The organism is Streptomyces sp. MMCC 100 (assembly GCF_041538145.2).
Taxonomy (GTDB): Bacteria; Actinomycetota; Actinomycetes; order Streptomycetales; family Streptomycetaceae; genus Streptomyces.
This window is the reverse complement of record NZ_JBGORK020000001.1, coordinates 5,928,606-5,948,708: the sequence shown is the minus strand read 5'-3', so window position 1 is coordinate 5,948,708 and position 20,103 is coordinate 5,928,606. Positions and strand designations below refer to the sequence as shown.

At 73.8% G+C, this 20,103-nt stretch carries 12 protein-coding genes; 9 read left to right on the top strand and 3 right to left on the bottom strand.

Annotation, left to right across the window (positions count from 1 at the left end):
* Positions 1-3 precede the first annotated feature (3 nt).
* The 3 genes from ABS735_RS27500 to ABS735_RS27490 all read right to left on the bottom strand — a co-directional run bounded on the left by ABS735_RS27500 (position 4) and on the right by ABS735_RS27490 (position 2,002).
* Positions 4-444, bottom strand: coding sequence for a DUF6041 domain-containing protein (locus tag ABS735_RS27500; RefSeq protein ID WP_373903564.1), 441 nt, complete (start codon positions 442-444; stop codon positions 4-6).
* Positions 445-536: 92 nt separating this feature from the next.
* Complete coding sequence (locus ABS735_RS27495; RefSeq protein WP_373903565.1) at positions 537-1,760, bottom strand: beta-ketoacyl-[acyl-carrier-protein] synthase family protein; 1,224 nt, start codon at positions 1,758-1,760, stop codon at positions 537-539.
* Entirely contained in the window at positions 1,757-2,002 is a 246-nt protein-coding gene (locus tag ABS735_RS27490) for an acyl carrier protein (protein ID WP_373903566.1), read from the bottom strand. The genes ABS735_RS27495 and ABS735_RS27490 overlap by 4 nt, the downstream gene beginning before the upstream one ends.
* A 372-nt stretch (positions 2,003-2,374) precedes the next feature.
* Between ABS735_RS27490 and ABS735_RS27485 the strand changes: the two genes are divergently transcribed.
* The 9 genes from ABS735_RS27485 to redH all read left to right on the top strand — a co-directional run bounded on the left by ABS735_RS27485 (position 2,375) and on the right by redH (position 20,090).
* Complete coding sequence (locus tag ABS735_RS27485) at positions 2,375-3,382, top strand: beta-ketoacyl-ACP synthase III (RefSeq protein WP_373903567.1); 1,008 nt, start codon at positions 2,375-2,377, stop codon at positions 3,380-3,382.
* A 71-nt stretch (positions 3,383-3,453) separates the two neighbouring features.
* Positions 3,454-3,717 carry an acyl carrier protein gene (locus tag ABS735_RS27480; RefSeq protein ID WP_373903568.1) on the top strand — a complete coding sequence of 88 codons (264 nt, stop codon included), beginning with the start codon at positions 3,454-3,456 and terminating at the stop codon, positions 3,715-3,717.
* Positions 3,714-5,630, top strand: coding sequence for an aminotransferase class I/II-fold pyridoxal phosphate-dependent enzyme (locus ABS735_RS27475; protein ID WP_373903569.1), 1,917 nt, complete (start codon positions 3,714-3,716; stop codon positions 5,628-5,630). Before ABS735_RS27480 ends, ABS735_RS27475 begins: the two co-directional genes overlap by 4 nt.
* Positions 5,631-5,743: 113 nt before the next feature.
* On the top strand, positions 5,744-7,342 hold the full coding sequence (gene redM, locus ABS735_RS27470) for an L-proline--[L-prolyl-carrier protein] ligase RedM (protein ID WP_373903570.1): 1,599 nt from the start codon (positions 5,744-5,746) through the stop codon (positions 7,340-7,342).
* 27 nt (positions 7,343-7,369) lie between these two features.
* Entirely contained in the window at positions 7,370-14,311 is a 6,942-nt protein-coding gene (locus ABS735_RS27465; RefSeq protein ID WP_373903571.1) for an aminotransferase class I/II-fold pyridoxal phosphate-dependent enzyme, read from the top strand.
* A 3-nt stretch (positions 14,312-14,314) separates the two neighbouring features.
* Complete coding sequence (locus ABS735_RS27460; protein ID WP_373903572.1) at positions 14,315-15,358, top strand: NAD-dependent epimerase/dehydratase family protein; 1,044 nt, start codon at positions 14,315-14,317, stop codon at positions 15,356-15,358.
* Positions 15,345-16,187 (top strand): thioesterase II family protein, encoded by an 843-nt coding sequence (locus ABS735_RS27455; RefSeq protein ID WP_373903573.1) that lies wholly within the window; start codon positions 15,345-15,347, stop codon positions 16,185-16,187. Before ABS735_RS27460 ends, ABS735_RS27455 begins: the two co-directional genes overlap by 14 nt.
* Positions 16,175-17,263 carry an SAM-dependent methyltransferase gene (locus tag ABS735_RS27450; protein WP_373903574.1) on the top strand — a complete coding sequence of 363 codons (1,089 nt, stop codon included), beginning with the start codon at positions 16,175-16,177 and terminating at the stop codon, positions 17,261-17,263. Before ABS735_RS27455 ends, ABS735_RS27450 begins: the two co-directional genes overlap by 13 nt.
* A 22-nt stretch (positions 17,264-17,285) precedes the next feature.
* Positions 17,286-20,090 carry an undecylprodigiosin ligase RedH gene (gene redH, locus ABS735_RS27445; protein ID WP_373903575.1) on the top strand — a complete coding sequence of 935 codons (2,805 nt, stop codon included), beginning with the start codon at positions 17,286-17,288 and terminating at the stop codon, positions 20,088-20,090.
* Positions 20,091-20,103 lie beyond the last annotated feature (13 nt).

The window sequence follows — 20,103 nt, the reverse complement described above, 5'->3', positions numbered from 1 at the left end:
GGGTCACCTGGCTTCCCGGGACGGGCCCGTCGAGGCGGCGACTCCCGCGCCCGGCGACACGTGGTACCGGTACAGGAGGTAGATCGCGGCGGCGAAGAACGCGGCGTCCATCACCAGGATCTCGGGGACACTGCTCACGAGGATCACCACGAACAGCACCAGCATCAGCAACTGGCCGTAGAGGGCGGCGATCACGAGGCCCCGGCGGTTCCACAGCAGGGCCAGCCCCGCCGCGACCATCGCGACGGCGACGAACCACATCACGCCGGTGGGGTGACGGTCCAGCCAGTCGACGGGGCCGGAGATCACAGTTCCTTCGTTGGCTTCCGAGGCGTCGTCGAGGCGCCCTTCCACCGACTCCAGCTGCGGGAAGAACTTGCCTGTCCCCGCGAGGACGTAGAGGGCGCCGACGATGCGCTGGAGGATCAGGTTTCGTCCGGTCACGTGACAGCTTCTTCCGGAGGTTGACGAGGGGCGTCCCGAACGGGGGACGCCCGTGACGGGGTCGGGGGTTCGGAGTCGGGGGGCCAGGGCCGTCACGGGGAGGCGAAGACCAGGACCGCGTTCTGCCCGCCGAAGCCGAAGGAGTTGCTCATCGCCAGCTCCACCTTCTGCTCCCGCGGAGCGCCGGCGACCACGTCCAGGTCGACGGCGGCGTCCTGCCGGCGCAGGTTCGCGGTCGGAGGGACGGTGGACCGCTCGACGCACAGCACGGTCAGCGCCGCCTCGATGGCACCGGCGGCGCCCAGCGTGTGCCCGAGAACACCCTTCGTCGAGGTGACGGTCGCCCCGTCGCCCAGCAGCCGGTGCAGCACCGCGGCCTCCACCGCGTCGTTCAGCGGCGTCGAGGTGCCGTGCGCGTTCACGTGGTCGATGTCGTGGCCGGTGACGCCCGCCTGGGCGAGGGCCGCCTCCATCGCCCGCAGCGCGCCGGCGCCCTCGGGATCCGGTGCGGTGACGTGGTGGGCGTCCGCCGACGCGCCGTGGCCCACGAGCCGGGCGCGGACCGTGGCGCCGCGCGCCTCGGCGTCCGAGGCCCGCTCCAGGACGAGCATGCCGCTGCCCTCACCGATCACGAAGCCGTCCCGGTCGGCGTCGAAGGGTCTGGACGCCGCGGCCGGCTCCTCGACACGGCGGGACAGCGCGCCCATCTGCGCGAAGCCCGTGACCATGAGCGGGCTGACCCCCGCCTCGCTGCCACCGGCCACGACGATGTCGCACGTCCCGTCCTGCAGCAGCCGGGCCGCGGTGCCGAGCGCGGTGCCGCCCGAGGCACAGGCGGTCGCGGTCACCAGGTTCGGGCCCAGGGCGCGCAGGTCCATCGCGAGGTGCCCGGCCGCCATGTTGGGCACCAGCATCGGCACCAGCAGCGCGGAGACCGCCTCGGGACCGCGCTCCAGCAGCCGCCGGTGCTGGGTCTCCCACGTCGACACGCCGCCCAGTCCGCAGCCGACGACCACACCCACCCGGGCGCCGTCCCAGGTCAGCGGATCCAGTCCGGCGTCGGCCACGGCCTCCCGGGCGGCCACGATCGCCAGCTGCACGAAGCGGTCGTGGATCAGGACGCTGCGCCGGTCCACGTGGCGCGCCGGTTCCAGGCCCGGCACCGCGCAGGCGATGTCCACGGGCAGTCCGGCGAGCCGGTCGTCCTTGGCTCCCGCCGACTCCCCGCGCAACACCCCCTCCCAGGTGGCGTCGACGCCCAGGCCGGCCGCGGTCACCAGACCGAGTCCGGTCACGGCAACGGAGCGGTCGGTCATGACGCCGTGGCCGCTATCTCGTTGTCGACCAGCGCCACCGCGTGGGAGATGGTGTCGGTCGGGACCGCGGCGTCGTCGCTGATCTTCACACCGAACTCGGACTGGATGACGAGGAGCAGTTCCACGAGGAACAGCGAGTCCATCTCCAGCTCTTCGAAGGTCACGTCCGGACGGATCGCAGCGCGGTCCACCGCGAAACCGTCGACCAGCAGATCAACGAGCCTGTCGTAGGTGGTGCTCATCAGTGAGGTCCGCCTTTCCTGGGTGGATCGGTCGCCGAACGCCGCCCCGGCCCGCCGACGGGGTGGTGCAGGGGCGGGGTGCGGCGGCGATGCGACGCTGCGGCAAGTCTGGGGCGGCGCGCTGACGGCTCGCTGACGGCTCGCTGACCCCCGGGCGGGGCACCGGCCGGGCGGGAGTCGCGGTCAGTCAGCCGTCAGCGCCCGGTCAGGGGCCCCGGCCAGACTCGGGGCGGCCGGGGTGCCCGGGTTACTCCCCGCACCCGTCGGCCGGTAAACCGTCCATCACGCGAGGAGCACACACGTGGTTTCCCGTCTCCGCCGCCGCACGTGCCGGCAGACCGCACACCGGAGTCGCTCCGTGGGCGGTGCCCGGTGACCCGGGCGTCCGTGGTAGCCGGCATCGGCTCCTGTCTGCCGTCCCGGTGCGTCACCAACGCCGAGCTGGAACGGACCATGGACACCTCGGACGCCTGGATCCGGGCCCGTACGGGCATCGCGCAGCGCCACGTCGCCGAGGACGGCACCCGCACCTCCGACCTGGCGGTGGGTGCCGCCGAGCGGGCGCTGAAGTCCGCCCGGCTGACCCCGGACGCGATCGACGCGGTCATCGTGGCCACCACCACCCCGGACCGGCCCTGCCCGGCGACCGCGCCGACGGTGGCCACCCGGCTGGGGGCCGGCCCGATCACGGCGTTCGACGTGTCCGCGGTGTGCTCCGGGTTCCTCTACGGGCTCGCCACGGCATCCGGTCTGATCGCCTCCGGTGCCGCGGAACGGGTCCTCGTCATCGGCGCGGAGACGTTCTCGCGCATCCTCAACCCCGAGGACCGGTCCACCTCCGTGATCTTCGGTGACGGCGCGGGCGCCGTCGTCCTGCGCGGTGGCGAGGCGGAGGAGACCGGCGCCCTCGGCCCGCTGCGCCTCGGCAGCGACGGCACCGGCGTGGACCTGATCACCGTGCCGGCCGGCGGCCCCCCGCGGCCGGGCGGGGCGGCGCCGGCCGACCCCGCCGACCGCTACTTCACCATGCAGGGCAAGCGGGTCTTCTGGTTCGCCGTCCAGCGCATGGGCGAGTGCGCGGCGAGCGTGCTCGACCGGGCCGGGTGGGGGGTGGAGGACGTGGACTGGCTGGTCAGCCACCAGGCCAACCACCGCATCACCGCGCGACTGGCCGACGAGATCGGCATTTCCCGAGAGCGCAGCGTCAGCAACATCGCCGAGGTGGGCAACACGGCGGCCGCCTCCATCCCCCTCGCGCTCGACCACGCGCACGCCCGGGGCACCATCCGGCCCGGCGACCGGGTCCTGCTCACCGCGTTCGGCGGCGGACTCACCTGGGGCGCCGCCGCCCTGACCTGGCCCGCCATCGATCCGGTCTGAGGGCGGCGGGCCGGGCCCGGAGCCTGATCCGGCCCAAGCGCGTGCAGACGACCGATGAACCAAGGACGACCATGACTCCTCGGAAACTGATCACCGACTACATCGCCGACGCCTGGATGGGCGGCGACGCCGAAGGCCTGGAGCCGGACACCCCCATCGCGGAGCTCAACATCATCGACTCCGCCGCCATCTTCGACCTCGTCCACTACCTCCAGGGCGAGTTCCGCGTCACGGTGCCCCTGCCGGAGGTCACCCCGCACAACTTCAGGTCCGTCAACGCGATCTGCGCCCTGGTCGACCGGCTCCGGCACAACGAGGGGGGCAGCGCCGCATGACGCACTCCGTGAACGCACACCCGGACGCCGCGCGGATCCGCGACGGTGTCGTGGAGGTCATCGCCGCCCGCACCCTGTACGACGTCGGTCAACTGCGGCCGGAGAGCCACTTCGAGGCCGACCTGGGCATCGACTCCGTCATCATGGAGTCCGTCCTGGTCTCCGTCCGTGAGCACTTCGCCCTGTCCACCGAGCTGCCCGCCGGCCCGACGACCATCGGCGAACTCATCGACGCCGTGCGCGCCGCACTGGCCGACGCCGACGCGGGGCCCGACGCCCCCGTCACCGCCGAGGCGTGGTCCGCCACCGCCGAGGGGGAATCGGACGACCCGGTCACCGAGGCCGTGGTCGCCGCCGCCATGCGGCAGACCCAGTACCAGCGGCACCAACTCGCCCTCGACGCCGACCTGGAGGGCGAGCTGGGCGTCGACTCGGTCGTCCTGACCTCCGTCGTCGCCGAGGCCACCGAGCGGCTCGGCCTCGCCGGGGCGGCACCGGACGTCGCCGGCGCCACGACACTGCGCGCCCTGGCCGCCGCGCTGCGCGACCGCGGCGCGGCCGCCCGGGACACGGGCGCAGGTACGGGCACGGACACGGCACGCGCCGAGCCGGGCCGGCCCGGGACGTCACCCGGACCCGACCGGGACGGCTGGGACCACCGCTCCATGAAGGACTTCACCGAGCAGCGCGACCCCGACCTGTTCGCCAAGACCCGCAGCTTCGCCGGCTATCTGCGCTCCCGCGAGAAGGACCGCCTGTACTGGTACGGCATGCCGCTGCACTCGCAGTGCGGGAACCGCGCCGTCATCTTCGACGAACTGGAGGGCCGCAAGCGCGAGTTCCTCATGTTCGCCTCCAACAACTACCTCGGCCTCGCCAACCACCCCAGTGTCATCGAGGCCGTCTGCGACGCCACCCGCACCTACGGCGCCACCCACACCGGCTCCCGGTTCATCGGCGGCACCAACATGCTGCACAAGGAACTCGAGCGCCGGCTGGCGGCCTTCAAGCAGCGGCCCGCCTGCATCGTCTATCCCGGCGGCTACTCCGCGAACCTCGGTGCCATCTCGGCACTGGTCAAGAGCTACGACACCCTCGTCGTGGACCGCCTCAACCACATGAGCATCGTCGACGGGGCCCGGCTCTCCGGCGCGGTACGCAAGATCTACCGGCACAACGACATGGCCGACCTGGAGCGGATCCTCAGCCGCAGCGCCGCGGAGGGCACCGGCGGCAGGCTCGTCGTCGCCGACGGCGTCTTCAGCATGCACGGCGACGTGTGCGACCTGCCCGAGATCGTCCGGCTGGCCAAGGAGTACGACGCCCGCGTGATGATCGACGACGCCCATGCCACCGGCGTCCTCGGCGTACGCGGCTCCGGCACCGCCGAGCACTTCGGCCTCAAGGGCGAGGTCGACCTGGAGCTGGGCACCATGAGCAAGACCCTGGCCGGCATGGGCGGGTTCGTCGTCGGCGAGGAGGAGGTCGTCGAGTACCTGCGCTACTACTCCAACTCCTACGTCTTCGCCGCGAACATCCCCGCCGGGGTCGCCGCCGGGCTGATCGCCGCCATCGACGTCATCGAGGCCGAGCCCGAACGCCTCAAGCGGCTGTGGACCAACATCGGCACGCTGCGGGACCGGCTGCTGGAGGCCGGGTTCGACCTGGAGCACTCCGAGAGCGCGATCCTGCCCATCGTCATCGGCGACGAACGCCGCGCGATGGAGATGGGCCGGGCCGTACGCGCCCGCGGCCTGTTCTGCCAGACCGTGGTCTACCCCGGCGTCCCTCTCGGCGACGCCCGGCTGCGGGTCAGCGTCACCTGCGAACACACCCCGCAGGACCTGGACCTGGCCGCCGAGATCTTCGTCGACGCCGCCCGCGAGACCGGGGTGCTGCCCGGCACCCCGTAGCGGCCGTCTCCGTCCGCCCCGTACGTCCGCCCCCGGCCGGCAGGCCCCCTCCCTGCCGGCCGGGGCCCGGACCCGAGCCACCCACGCACGTCAAGGAGAAGGGCCCACACGCCATGAGCGCCACCACTCCCTCCGTGATACGCCTGCCCCAGGACACGTCCGCGCAGCACGCGGCCCGGCCCGCCTTCGTCGGCTCCGACCCCCTGACCTACGGGGAGTTCACCGCCCGGGTCGAGGCCGTGGCCGCCCACCTGCTCAGCCTGGGGGCGCGCGTCGGCGACCGGATCGCGGTCTGGATGGACAAGCAGCCGCGCTACGCCGAGGCGATCGTCGCCGCCCTGGAGGCCGGGTGCGCCTACGTCCCCCTGGACGGCGGCCAGCCGGTGAGCCGGGTGCGGACCATCCTGGCGGACGCCGAACCCGTCGTCCTGTTCACCGACGCGCACCACGCCGCCCTGCTCGGGGACGAGGACCTGCCGGCCTCCGTCACCACGGTCGTGGCCGTCGGCGACGAACTGCCCGACACCGTGGGCGGCACGCCGGTCGCCCCCTGGGAGAGCTGGGAGAAGGGCCGCGCGGGAGGGGTCACCCTGCTGCCCTCCCTCACCCCCGGCGACCTCGCCGCCATCCTCTACACCTCGGGGTCCACCGGCACGCCCAAGGGGGTGCAGATCTCGCACGGCTCACTGGCCAACTTCGTGGCGTGGGCCCGCGGCGAACTGGGCGTCGGCCCGGACGACGTGTTCGCGGGCCACGCCTCCTTCAACTTCGACCTGAGCACCTTCGACCTGTTCACCGCGCTGTCCTGCGGCGCCGCGCTGTGGATCGTCCCCGACGCGGCGACCAAGGACGTGACGGCCCTGGCCGAGGGCATCCGCCGGCACCGGGTCACCGTCTGGTACTCCGTCCCGTCGGTCCTGCACCTGATGACCGCCTCCGCCGCGCTCACCCCCGAGCACGCCGCGAGCCTGCGGTACGTCCTCTTCGCCGGCGAGGTCTTCCCCGTCCCGCAGCTGCGCGCGCTCAGCGAACTGCTCCCCGCCGGCACCCCCCTCTACAACCTCTACGGCCCCACCGAGACCAACGTCTGCACCTACCACCGGGTGCGCCCCGAGGACCTGCACCGGGCCACCCCGGTGCCGATCGGCCTGCCGATCACCGGCGCCGAGACCACCGTCGTGGACGACGCCGGACGCACCGTCCGGGAGCCCGGCGCCATCGGCGAACTCCACGTGTCGGGTGTGTGCGTGACACCCGGCTACTGGCGGCGCGCCGAGGAGCCCGTCTCCACCGCCCACTGCCGGGGCGTGCACCCCACCGGCGACCTGGTCAGCTACGAGGAGGACGGCCGGCTCGTCTACCGCGGGCGCAAGGACCGCATGGTGAAGCTCTCCGGCTACCGGGTCGAGCTGGGCGAGATCGAGGCCGCCGCGCTGCGCCACCCTGGCATCGCCGACGCCGCCGTCCTGGTCGACGGCTCCGGTCCCCGGGCCCGGCTGCGGCTCTACTACACCCTGCGCGAGGGCGCCGACCGGATCGGCCTGGTGGAGCTCAAGCAGCACTGCGCACGGCACCTGCCGACCTACATGGTGCCGCACGTCGCCGTCCGCCTGGACCGGATGCCGCTCAACCCCAACGGCAAGACCGACTACCGCCGACTCGGCCTCGACACGGCCCCCCGTGCGACGGCGCCGCTCGGAACGGCCCGGTAAGTGGCCCGGCGATCCATGGAGAAGAACGTGAGTCAGGGGCCGACGGAGCCGATACGCGAGCACTGGCAGGGACCCGAACCGCAGACCGTCACCGCCCTGCTGCGGCACCGGGCGGAGCACACCCCGGACGCCCTCGCCCACCGCTTCCTCACCGACGGCGACGGCACCGATGTCGCCTGGACCTACCGCGAACTCGACCTGCACGCCCGCGAGGTGGCCGCACACCTGCGGCGCGAGCAGGTGGGACAGGGCCCGGTCCTGCTGCTGCACCCGCCGGGCCTCGACTACCTCGCCGCGTTCTTCGGCTGCCTGTACGCCGGCGCGGTGGCCGTCCCCGCCTACCCGCCGGACAACGCCCGGTTCGGGCAGACGGTGCCCCGGCTCGCCGCCATCGCCCGGGACTGTGCCGCCACGCACGCCCTCACCACCCGCCGGGTCCGCGACGCGGTCGCCGCCCGCGGCACCGAACACGTCGGCACCGAACTCGACGGCGTGCGCTGGCTGGTGACCGAGGACCTCTACACCGGCGACTCCACCGCCCCGTGGGAGGACCCCGGCCTCACGGCGGGCTCCCTGGCCTTCCTCCAGTACACCTCCGGTTCCACCGCCGCGCCCAAGGGCGTGATGGTCGAACACGGCAACCTGGTGCGCAACCTGCGCTCCATCCACCTCAGGCTCGGGCACGACGCCGGCTCCGGCATGGTGTCCTGGCTGCCGCCGTACCACGACATGGGCCTCATCGGCGGCATCCTCACCCCGGTGTACGGCGGCTTCCCCGCGCACCTCATGGCCCCGATGACCTTCGTGCAGCGCCCGCTGCTGTGGCTGGAGACCCTCTCCCGCACCGGCGCCTCCACCAGCGTCGCGCCGAACTTCGGCTTCGAGCAGTGCCTGCGCCGGATCACCCCCGAGCAGCGGGCCGGTCTGGACCTGAGCCGCTGGCGCCTCGCCCTGAACGGGGCCGAGCCGATCCGCCCCGACACCCTCGACCGGTTCGCCGAGTACTTCGCGCCGGCCGGCTTCGACCGCAGGGCGCTGCTGCCCTGCTACGGCCTCGCCGAGGCGACCCTCATGGTCACCGGCGCCGAACCGGCCGAGGCGCCGGTGGTGGAGTCGTTCGACGCGGCGGCCCTGGAAGCGGGCACCGCGCGCCCCGAGAAGCCGGGCAGCGTACGCACCACCCGCGTCGTCGGCTGCGGAGTCCCCGTCGCCGACGTCGAGGTCGCGCTGGTCGACGCCGCCACCGGCCGCCGGGTCCCCGACGGCACCGTCGCCGAGATCCGGGTGGCCGGACCCGGCGTCGCCCGCGGCTACTGGGGGCGTCCCGAGGCCGGTGCGGACGTCTTCGGCACCCGCATCGGGGACGAGCCCGGCACCGCGTGGCTGCGCACCGGGGACCTCGGGTTCCGCCACGACGGTCGGCTCTTCGTCGTCGGCAGGACCAAGGACGTGATCATCGTCCAGGGTCGCAACATCCACCCGCAGGACGTGGAGCAGACGGCCGAACGCGTCGGCGCGGGCCTGCGCGCCGGGCACGGAGCCGCGTTCGGCATCCCCACCGCGGACGGCGAACAACTGGCGCTCGCCTACGAGATCGGCGGACCCGGCGCCGGGGACCCGCACGCCCTGCTGGCCCGCCTGCGCACCGCCATCGCCGACGAGCACCAGGTGACGCCGCACACCGTCGTGCTGCTCAAGCGCTCCTCGGTGCCGCGCACCACCAGCGGCAAGATCCAGCGCCGGGCGTGCCGGCAGCAACTGCTCGACCTCGAACTGCCCGTGGTGGCCGCGAGCGTCGTCCAGGACGGCACACCCCCGGACGACACCCGGCCGTACGACCCGGGCCCCGGCGCACAGGACCGTACGGCCGCCCTCGTCGCCGACGCCCTCGCCTCCTCGAACGCCGCCGAGGGGACCCCGCGCTACCCGCGGCTGCTGACGGCCGTGCAGCGGCTGGCGGACGGCCTCGGCGTCGCCCTCGACGTCGGCGCGCTCCTGTCCGGACCCGAGCCGGACAGCGCCGGTGCCCTGACCGAGCTGTGCCGGACGGCGCTCGCCGACGCCGCACCCTCGCCGGGGCGGACGCGGGCCCAGGCCGTGACCTGGCTGCGGCGTGCCGTCGCCGCCCGGCTGGGCCTGCGCCCCTCGGTGATCGACCCGACGGTGCCCTTCACCTCACTGGGCCTGGACTCCAAGCAGGCCGTGGCCCTCGCCGCCCGGTTCGGCGACTGGCTCGGCGCCCCCGTCACCCCGGCCACCGTCTACGACCATCCGACCGTCGAGGCCCTGGCGGCGCACGCCACCGCCGACGCCACGGACGGCGCCATGGCCGACGCCACGGACGGCGCCATGGCCGATGCGACGGCCGGCGGCACGGCCGGCGTCCCGACCCACGGCGCGGAACCCGGCACCGACGGCACCCCGCGCCCGCACACGGACCGAAACCCGCACCGCTCCGCCCGCGGCCCCGCCGACGAGCCCGTCGCCGTGGTCGGCATCGGCTGCCGCTTCCCCGGCGCCCCCGACGCCGACAGCTACTGGCGGCTGCTGCGGGACGGCCGGGACGCCGTCGGCGAGGCCCCCGCCGACCGGGCGGGCGACGTCGCGGGACCCGGCGGACGTCCGGGCGGGTTCCTGGACCACGTCTACGACTTCGACGCCCGCTTCTTCGGCATCTCCGCCCGCGAGGCCGAACGCATGGACCCCCAGCAGCGGCTGCTCCTGGAGGTCGCCTGGCAGACCCTGGAGGACGCGGGCATCGCGCCCTCCTCCCTGGCGGGCTCGGACACCGGCGTCTTCGTCGGGGTCAGCGGGCACGACTACGCCGACCTCCAGATGCCCCACCCCGACGTCGTCGACATGTACTCGGCCACCGGCAACGCCCAGTCCGTCGCGGCGGGCCGGCTCTCGTACTTCTTCGACCTGCACGGACCCAGCCTCGCCCTCGACACCGCCTGCTCGTCCTCGCTCGCCGCCGTCCACACGGCACTGCGCAGCCTGCGGGACGGCGAGTGCGGCGTCGCCCTCGCGGGCGGTGTCAACCTGATGCTGACGCCGGGGCTCTCGGCGGCCCTCGCCCGGGGCGGGATGCTCGGCCCCCGCGGACGCTGCCGCACCTTCGACGACGGCGCCGACGGCTACGTGCGCGGCGAGGGCGCGGGCCTGGTGTGCCTCAAGCCGCTGTCCGCCGCGCTGGCCGACGGCGACCGCGTGCACGCCGTCCTCACCGGCTCCGCCCTCGGCCACGGCGGCCGGGCCAACGGCCTGACCGCGCCCCGCACCACGGCCCAGCGTGCCGTGATGGCCGGGGCGCTGGACCGGGCCGGGGTCGAGCCCGGGCAGATCGACTTCGTCGAGGCGCACGGCACCGGCACCGCCCTCGGCGACCCCGTCGAGTGGGAGGCGCTGGCCGGTGTCTACGGCCGGGGCCGGCCCGCCGACGCGCCCTGCCTGGTCGGCTCCGTCAAGACCGGCATCGGCCACCTGGAGGCGGCCGCCGGCATCGCCGGCCTGATCAAGGCGGTGCTCGTGGTGCGGCAGCGGGAGGTACCGCCGCTGCTGCACCTGACCACCCCCAACCGGCACCTGGACTGGACGGGTTCGGGCCTGGCCGTACCCACCGCCCGACGCGGGCTGTCCGCCGAGGGCACCTTGCGCGCGGGCGTCAGCTCCTTCGGCTTCGGTGGCACCAACGCCCACGTGATCGTCGAGTCCGCGCCCGAGCCCCCGGCGGACACCGACGCCTCCGAGGCCCCCACCGGCACGGTGCACGCCCTGTCCCTGTCCGCGCACACCGAGACCGCCCTGACCACCCTCGCCGGCCGGTACCGCACCCACCTCGCCGCCCACCCCGGCGTGCCGCTCGCCGCGCTGTGCCGCTCCGCCAACACCGGCCGCTCCCAACTGCCCCACCGGGCCGTCCTCACCGCCGGGACCACCGGCGAACTGGACGCCGCGCTGGGTGCGTTGATCCGCGGCGAGCCCGCCCTCGACGTGGCCCGGGGCGGACCGGCGCACGGCAGCGCCCCCACCGTCGCCTTCCTCTTCGGCGGCCAGGGCACCCAGTACCCGGGCATGGGCCGCGAACTGTACGACACCCACCCCGCCTTCGCCCGCACCCTGCGACGCGCCGACGAGGTGCTGCGCGGCCTGGGCGAGACCCCTGTGACCGACCTGCTCTTCGACCCGGAGCACGCCGAGGACCTGGGCCGCACCCGGCACTGCCAGCCCGCCCTGGTGGCCCTCGAAGTCGCCCTCGCCGAGCTGTGGACGAGCTGCGGGGTCCGTCCGGCCGCCGTGCTCGGACACAGCGTCGGGGCCTTCGCCGCCGCGTGCGTCGCCGGCGTCCTCTCCCTGGAGGACGCCCTCACGCTGGCGGCCGTACGCGGACGCGCCATGGACGAACAGCCCGGCGAGGGCACGATGATCGCCTGCATCGGCGACCCCGACACGGTGCGGGGTGCCGCGGCCGGTCACGACCGGGTGGTCCTCGCCGCGGTCAACGCTCCCCGCCACCTGGTGCTCTCCGGCGCGGTGGACCAGATCGCGCGGGTGCGTACGGACCTGGAGCGCGAGGGCGTCACCGTGCGGCCGCTCGCCGTCTCGCACGCCTTCCACTCACCGCTGATGGCCGGTGCCGCCGAACCGCTGCTGGAGGCAGCCCGCGCCGTCGAGTTCCACGCCCCGCGCATCCCGTGGATCTCCGACGCCACCGGCGAACGGGTGGAGCGGGTGGACGCCGAGTACTGGGTCCGGCACCTGCTCGGCACCGTGCGCTTCGCCGAGGGCCTCGCCCGCCTGCGCGACCAGGACGCGGAAGACGGGCTGTTCTGTGACGCCTTCGTCGAGATCGGCCCGCACCCGACCCTGCTGAACCTCGGCCGGTCCGCCGTCGCCGACGCCCCGCAAAGCGACGGGCGGCCGACGCTGTGGCTGCCCTCGCTGCGCCGCGGCGCCCCCGACCGGCGCACGCTGCTCCGGTCGCTGGGCGCCTACCACTGCGCCGGCGGAACCGTGGACTGGGCCGCCCTGGACGGCGAGGACCCGCCCGCCCGGGTCCCGCTGCCGCACACGCCCTTCGAACGCCGGACCTACCGGTTCCCGGCGGCCGCATCTCCCTCACCTTCTCCCTCTCCCGACCAGGAAGGCGATCCCATGCCGTCACAGCCCACGGTGACGGGCACGGCCCTGCCGGACCCGGCGGGCGAGGTCTCCCGCGCCGTGCTCGACACCGTCGCCCGCGTCTGCGGATTCCCCGTGGCAGACCTGCCGGTGCACGCCCGGCTGGGCCTCGACCTGGGGTTCGACTCGCTGATGCGGACCGACCTCCACCGCCGACTCACGACCCGATTCCCCCAACGCATGCACAGTGTCCAGGACTTGCCGGAGGACCCCACGGTGCAGGACATCATCGGCCGGCTCTCCGCCGGCGACGACCGCGACGGCGCCCACACCGTCGGTGCCGGCACCGACGCGGGTGCGTCACCGGCCCACCCCGGGGCCGTACCGGCGGCGCCGCCCGCCCCGGCCCAGCAGTACGGCCCGTACGGCGCCTTCCCGGCCCCACCCCACGGCTACGCCGTCGCCGCCCCGGCCCCGCAGCCCGGCGTGCCGTACCCGTACCCGTACGGCTACCCGCCGCACGGCGCCCCCGCGTACGCCTACTACGTCCCCCAGCCCTTCCCGCCGCAGGCGTTCCCGCCTCCGGCAGCACCCACCGCGGCACCCCCCGCCCCGGTCCAAGCGGCCCCCGCCCCCGACCCTGCCCCGGCGCCCGCCGCCCCCGTCCGCCAGGAGCACACCTTCGAGGACTGGGCGGAGTACGCCGAACTCCAGGGCAGGCTCCGGCAGACCGAGACCAGCGGCTCCAACCCCTACGGACGCACCCACGAGGGCTTCAACTCCGCGCTCGCCACGGTCGACGGCACCAAGGTCGTCAACTTCGCGGCCTTCAACTACCTTGCGCTCTCCCACCACCCGCGGGTGCGCCAGGCCGCCAAGGACGCCGTGGACCGGTACGGCACCTCGGCCTCCGCCACCCCGCTCCTGTTCGGCGAGACCCCGCTGCACCACGAACTCGAGGCCGAGATCGCCGGGTTCGTCGGTGCCGAGGCGGCCATCGTGTTCTCCGGCGGCCACGCCACCAACGTCGCCACCGTCGGCCACCTGTTCGGCCCGGAGGACCTGGTGGTGCACGACGCGTGGATCCACGACAGCACCGTGCGCGGCTGCATCCTCTCGGGCGCCCGGCGCCGGTCCTTCCCGCACAACGACTGGGCCGCGCTGGACCGCATCCTGGCCGGCGCGCGGGCCTCGCACCGCCGGGCGCTCGTCGTCATCGAGGGCGCCTACAGCCAGGACGGCGACATCCCCGACCTGCCGCGTTTCATCGAGGTCAAGAAGCGGCACGGCGCCATGCTGATGATCGACGAGGCACACTCCATCGGCGTCCTGGGCCGCACCGGCCGCGGCGTGGGCGAGCACTACGGCACCGACCCGGCCGACGTCGACCTGTGGATGGGCACCCTCAGCAAGGCGCTGGGCAGCCTCGGCGGCTACATCGCGGCCCGCCGCCCGATCATCGAGTACCTCAAGTTCACCGCGCCGCTGCACATCTTCTCCACCGGCATCTCCCCGGCGAACGCCGCCGCCGCGCTGGAGGCGCTGCGCGTCGTCCAGGACGAGCCCGAGCGGGTCGCCCGGGTGCAGGAGCTGGCCGAGTTCTTCCGGGCCGGCGCCCGTGCCCGCGGCCTCGACGTCGGCGTCTCCCGACTCTCCGCGGTGATCCCCGTGATCACCGGCGACTGGGAGAAGACGATGGCGCTCTCCAACTCGCTGCTGGAGCGCGGCGTCAACGTCATGCCGATCGGCTACCCCGCCGTCCCGCGCGACCAGTGCCGGCTCCGCTTCTTCATCAACGCGGACCACAGCGAAGCAGACCTCGAACACTCCCTCGACCTCCTGGTGTGATCCATGTCCTCACTCAGCCAAGACAGCCCGTCCGCCGCCGCCCCCGACATCCTGGTCACCGGCGCCAGCGGCTTCATCGGCGGTCACCTGGTGCACCGCCTGGCCGAGCGCGGGCACCGCGTCCGCGTCCTGGCGCGCTCCACGAGCGACCGCGCCGCCTTCTCCGGCGCCGCCGCCCAGGTCACCATCGGCGACCTCGGTGACACCGACAGCCTGCGCCGCGCCACCACCGGAGTCCGTCACGTCTACAACTGCGCCGGGCTCTCGGCCGACTGGGGCCCCTGGGACCGGTTCCGGGCGGTCAACGTGGAGGGCGCCAAGAACCTCGTGGACGCGGCCCACGCGGCCGGGACGGTCGAGCGCCTGGTCCACCTCAGCACCACCGACGTCTACGGCTACCCGGAGCGGCCCTGCGACGAGACCACCGCCCCGCGCGACATCGGCCTGCCCTACAACCGCAGCAAGACGCTCGGCGAGCGCGCCGTGTGGGCCGCCGCGGAGCGCACCGGCCTGCCGGTCACCGTGGTCCGCCCGGTCTCCGTCTACGGCCCCGGCAGCAAGGACTTCGTGATCGAGATCGCGAACCTGCTCCTGAGCAAGCAGATGGTCTACATCCGCGGCGGCCGGGTGCCCGCCGGGCTGCTCTACGTCTCCAACGCCGTGGACGGCATCATCGCGGCCGCGACCGGCGAGCACACCGCGGGCAGGGCCTACAACCTGCGTGACCCGCACGACACCACCTGGCGCCAGTACGTGGAGGCGCTCGCCGAGGGCCTGGGCGTGAAGGCCCCGTGGCTGAGCCTGCCCACCCCGGTCGCCACCGCCGTCGCCACCGTCTCCGAGAAGCTGTGGGGCGCCCTGCGCATCAACTCCCGGCCCGTCCTGACCCGGCACGCGGTCCACCTCTTCGACCGCGACCAGTCCTACCCGATCGGGCGCGCCCAGGACGAGCTGGGCTTCAAGGGCGAGGTCGACTTCAAGGAAGGCATGCGGCGCACCGTCGCCTGGCTCGACTCACCCGAGGGGCGCGCCCATGTCACCCGCTGACCTGCTCTCCCCGCGGGCCGCCTGGTTCCCCCGCCCGGTCGCCGGCCCGGCCGCCGAGCCGCCCGACCCGGGGACCGCACCGCTGCGCCTGGTCTGCTTCCCCTACGCCGGGGGCACGGTCTCCGCGTTCCGCGGCTGGCAGGAGCACCTCGGCGACGACGTCGCCGTCGTACCCGTACAACTGCCCGGCCGCGGACTGCGCCTGCGCGAGACCCCGTACGACACCATGGAACCCCTCGCCGAAGCGGTCGCGGACGCCCTGGACGCGCACCGACTGGCCCACGACTACGCCCTGTTCGGGCACAGCATGGGAGCCCTGCTCGCCTACGAGGTGGCCTGCGTCCTGCGCCGGCGCGGACTGCCGCCGCCCCGGCACCTGTTCGTCTCCGGCAGCCGGGCCCCGCACCTGTACGGCGACCGAGCCGACCACACCCTGTCCGACGCCGCGCTGCGCGAGGTGATCCGGGACCTGGGCGGCCTCGGCGACGCGGACACCCTCGGCGCCGCGTACTTCGCCCGCAGGCTCCCGGTGCTCCGCGCCGACCTGCGCGCCTGCGAGCGCTACGGCTGGTACCCCCGGCCGCCGCTGGACTGCCCGACGACCGCGTTCTCCGCCACCGCGGACCCCATCGCCACGCCGGAGATGGTCGAGGCCTGGCGGCCCTACACCACCGGCTCGTTCCTGCGGCATCACCTGCCGGGCAACCACTTCTTCCTGAACGGCGGCCCGTCCCGCGACCGGCTGCTCGCCCACCTGGGCACCGAACTCGACGCCCTCGGCACCACCCCGCACAGGAAGGCAACAAGGGAAGCAACATGGACATTCTGAGCCTGGCCAAGAGCGTCGGCAGCCGCGTCGAGGCGCCGCTGACCGACCTGCGCACCGTGACCAAGGTTCTCGGCAACCCGCACATGCCGCTGCTCCTGGCCCTGTCCAAGGGCTTCGTCGAGCCGGTGTACCGGGCCGCCTTCCTGGCCTCGGCGGCGAGTGCGGGCGTGCTCACCGCCCTCGCCGTACGCCCCTGCGACCTGGAATCGCTGGCGGAACGGCTCGACATCGCCGACGAGGACCTGCCGCGCCTCAAGGAGTGGCTGGACATGGGCATCCGCCTCGGCGACCTCGGCAAGCGCGAGGGCTGCTACAAGCTGCGCAGCCTGCCCGCCAAGGCGCTCGCCCAGCCCGGCAACGACGCGATCGCCGCAGCGCTGGAGGAGGTGCTGCGCTTCCACGTGCCCGCCCTGCTGAACGGCCCCCGCATGCTGCGCGAGGGCCGCCGCTTCTCCCTCGACGACCAGGACGGCCTGGTCATCGCCCGCTCCACCCGGGTGGTCCAGCCGCTCGTCGAGGAGGCCATCGCCCGCACCCTGGACCGGGACGCGCCCGTACGGCTCCTGGAGGTCGGCTGCGGCAGCGGCGCCTACGTGCGCTACGCCGCCGGACTCAACCCCCGTCTGTCGGCGCTCGCCGTCGACCTCCAGCAGGACGTGGCCGACAGCGCCGCGGCGAACATGGCCGAGTGGGGGCTGACCGACCGGGTCGAGACCCGGCAGGCCGACCTGCGCACGCTCGACGCGCAGCCCCAGTTCGACCTGGTCACCCTGCACAACAACATCTACTACTTCCCCGAGGCCGAGCGGGTCGACGCCCTGCGCCGGGCCCACGACCTGCTGGCGCCCGGCGGCCGACTGCTGCTCACCACCTCCTGCAAGGGCGGCAACATCGGCCTCGAGGCGCTCAACCTCTGGTTCACCTACGCCGACTTCGGCGGCCCGCTGCCGCAGGCCGACGAGCTGGCGGACCAGCTCCGCCAGGCCGGGTTCGGCGACGTCGAGGCCACCCGGATCGTCCCGGGCGAGCAGTTCCACGCCTTCACGGGCACCAGCAAGCGCGTCGCGCACGCCTGACCGCCGAGGAGACACACCCGCCATGGACACGCACGTCAGCGACTCGACGACCGACACCGGAGCCGGCGAACGCTCCGCGAGCCCGGCCACGGACCCGGCCGGCCCCGCCGCCTGTGTCGTCACCCTGGGCGCGGGCGGCCCGGCCGGAGGCCACCGCGGGGAACTGGGCGGCAAGGGCACCCGCCTCGCCGAGCTCTCCGCCGCCGGGCTGCCCGTCCCGCCCGCGTTCTGCCTGACCACCGCCCTCTTCGACGCCTACCTGCGGGAGACCGGGATCGCCGCCGAGGCACCGGGCGCCGACCCCCGCACGATGCGCGAGCGCATCCTGGCCACCCGGATGCCCGCCCCGATCGCGGACGCCGTCCTCGACGCCTACGGCAGCATGGGCCGCCCGCGCGTGGCGGTGCGCTCCTCCGGACTGCGGGAGGACTCCGCGGCCCAGTCCTTCGCCGGCCAGCACGACACGGTGCTCGACGTCTGCGGCGACGAGGACGTACTGGACGCGGTCCTGCGCTGCTGGGCCTCGCTGTGGTCCGACCGCGCCACCGTGTACCGGGACACCGACGCCCCCGACTCCCTCGCCGTGGTCGTCCAGGAGATGATCCACACCGACGTCAGCGGCGTGATGTTCACCGTCGACCCGGTCAACCCCCGCCCGCACCGCCTCGTGGTGGAGGCCTGCCAGGGCCTGGGCGAGGGACTGGTCTCCGGGCAGGTCTCCAGCGACTTCTTCGTCGTCGACGACGAGAAACTGGAGGTCGTCGAGGAGCGGGTCCGCTACAAGGTCACCAAGTGCGCGCCGCTGGAGCCCGGCCGCATCGGCATGACGAAGGTCGACGCGGCGGCCCGCAGCGTCCCCTGCCTCACCCACGGGCAACTGCGCGAACTCGGCGCCCTCGCCGTCCGCATCCGCGACCTCTACGGCAGCGAGCAGGACATCGAGTGGGGCCTGCGCGACGGCGCCTTCCACCTGTTCCAGACCCGGCCGATCACCACCCGCCCCGCCGCCCCGGCGGCCCCGTCCGGCGCGCTCAGCCCCTACGTCGCCCCGCAGCAGGAGCGGATCCTGAACGGCACCCTGTGGTCGCGCATGGACATCGGCGAGATCTTCGTCGGCCTGATGACCCCGCTGGGCCTGAGCTTCGCCCGCTACTACCAGCGCAACGTCCACACGGACTGCGCGGGCGCCCTCGGCGTGCGCGACACCGGCGAGGCGGACCTGCACATGGGCTTCTACCAGGGGCACGTCTACCTCAACATCTCCTACAGCTCCTACCTGCTGGCCCAGTGCCTGCCCACCCGCGACCAGCGCCACTTCACCAGCCGCTTCGTCAGCGAGGAGGTCGACCTCGCCGACTACGAGAACCCGTTCGGCACCTTCCCCGGCGGCATGGAGGACCTGCTGTCCACCGTCCACTGGCTGCAGCACACGGCCCGTGAGATGACGCAGATGAAGTCCCGCTCCCAGCAGATGGTCGACGCCCGGCTGTACGAGTTCGACCGGGCCCGCGGCCTTGACCTGACCCGGATGAGCAGGCGCGAACTGCACGGCGAACTCCACCGCGACCTCGCCTGGTTCCACGACATGCACGTCGGCTACATGCCGTACTACATCAACGCGTTCGCGTTCTACGGCCTGCTCACCGAGCTGTGCGGCCGCTGGCTCGGCAGCGACGGCGCGGGCCTCCAGAACCGCGTCAAGACCGACATGTCCAGCCTGCGCACCGTCGAGTCGGCCAAGGAGGTCTGGGCGGTGGCCCAGGCCGCCAAGAACGACCCGGCCGTCCTGAAGATCATCAAGGACGAGCCGCTGGAGAACGTCGCCCGGTTGCTGCGCGAGGACCCCGCCGGACAGCGCTTCTGGGACCGGCACATGGAACCGTTCCTGCGCGCCAACGGCACCCGCGGCCACCAGGAGATGGAGATCACCCACCCCAGGTGGATCGACGACCCGTCGTACATCTTCCAGATGATCCGGCGCTATGTCGCCGACGGCTTCTCCATCGACGACATCCTGCGGCGCAGCAGCGGCTGGTCCGACGACTCCCGCGAGGTCCTCGACCGGCTGCCGATGCCCAAGCGCCAGGTCCTGGACACCGTCATCTCCCTCTACGCCCTGTGCAGCGAGCTGCGGGAGACCACCCGGATGTCCATGATCACGTCCATCTGGCTGGTGCGGAACGTGGTCTACGAGGTCGGCCGGCGCCTGGTGGCCGACGGCGTCCTGCACTCCCTGGACGAGGTCGCCCACCTGGACTTCGAGGACGTGCGCCGCTATCTCGCCGGCGACGAGGACGCCGTGCGCGTCTTCGACCGGGCCCGCATCGACGCGGCCCGCCGGCTGCACGAGCACAACAAGCGGCTGCCGGAACCGCCGTTGACCTTCGTCGGCGTGCACGACATCACCGCCTCGGTGCGGCCCGCCGGCGACGGCGCCCGGCTCGAGGGCCTGGCTGCCAGCCCCGGACGGATCGTGGGCCGCGCCCGCATCGTCGAGGACCTGGTGTGGCAGGCCGACGAGTTCGAGGCCGGGGAGATCCTGGTGACCCGGTACACGGACGCCTCCTGGACGCCGCTGTTCGCCATCGCGGGCGGGGTCGTCACCGACATCGGGTCGATGCTCTCGCACAGCTCCATCGTGGCCCGCGAGTTCCACGTGCCGTCGGTGGTGAACACCAAGGACGCCACCCAGCGCATCAACACCGGCGACCTGATCGTCGTGGACGGCGACGCGGGCACGGTCGAAGTCGTCGAGAACGCGGACACCGACGACCCGCAGAGCACGCCGCAGGCCGACGGGGGCCCGGCCGGAGCCGCCGGCGACTGAGTACCGCCCACGC

Bases quoted from the DNA above. Each gene is read 5' to 3' on its own strand.
- ABS735_RS27495 (WP_373903565.1), bottom strand. From the start codon at position 1,760: ATGACCGACCGCTCCGTTGCCGTGACCGGACTCGGTCTGGTGACCGCG.
- ABS735_RS27490 (WP_373903566.1), bottom strand. From the start codon at position 2,002: ATGAGCACCACCTACGACAGGCTCGTTGATCTGCTGGTCGACGGTTTC.
- ABS735_RS27480 (WP_373903568.1), top strand. From the start codon at position 3,454: ATGACTCCTCGGAAACTGATCACCGACTACATCGCCGACGCCTGGATG.
- ABS735_RS27475 (WP_373903569.1), top strand. From the start codon at position 3,714: ATGACGCACTCCGTGAACGCACACCCGGACGCCGCGCGGATCCGCGAC.
- redM (WP_373903570.1), top strand. From the start codon at position 5,744: ATGAGCGCCACCACTCCCTCCGTGATACGCCTGCCCCAGGACACGTCC.
- ABS735_RS27460 (WP_373903572.1), top strand. From the start codon at position 14,315: ATGTCCTCACTCAGCCAAGACAGCCCGTCCGCCGCCGCCCCCGACATC.
- ABS735_RS27455 (WP_373903573.1), top strand. From the start codon at position 15,345: ATGTCACCCGCTGACCTGCTCTCCCCGCGGGCCGCCTGGTTCCCCCGC.
- ABS735_RS27450 (WP_373903574.1), top strand. From the start codon at position 16,175: ATGGACATTCTGAGCCTGGCCAAGAGCGTCGGCAGCCGCGTCGAGGCG.
- redH (WP_373903575.1), top strand. From the start codon at position 17,286: ATGGACACGCACGTCAGCGACTCGACGACCGACACCGGAGCCGGCGAA.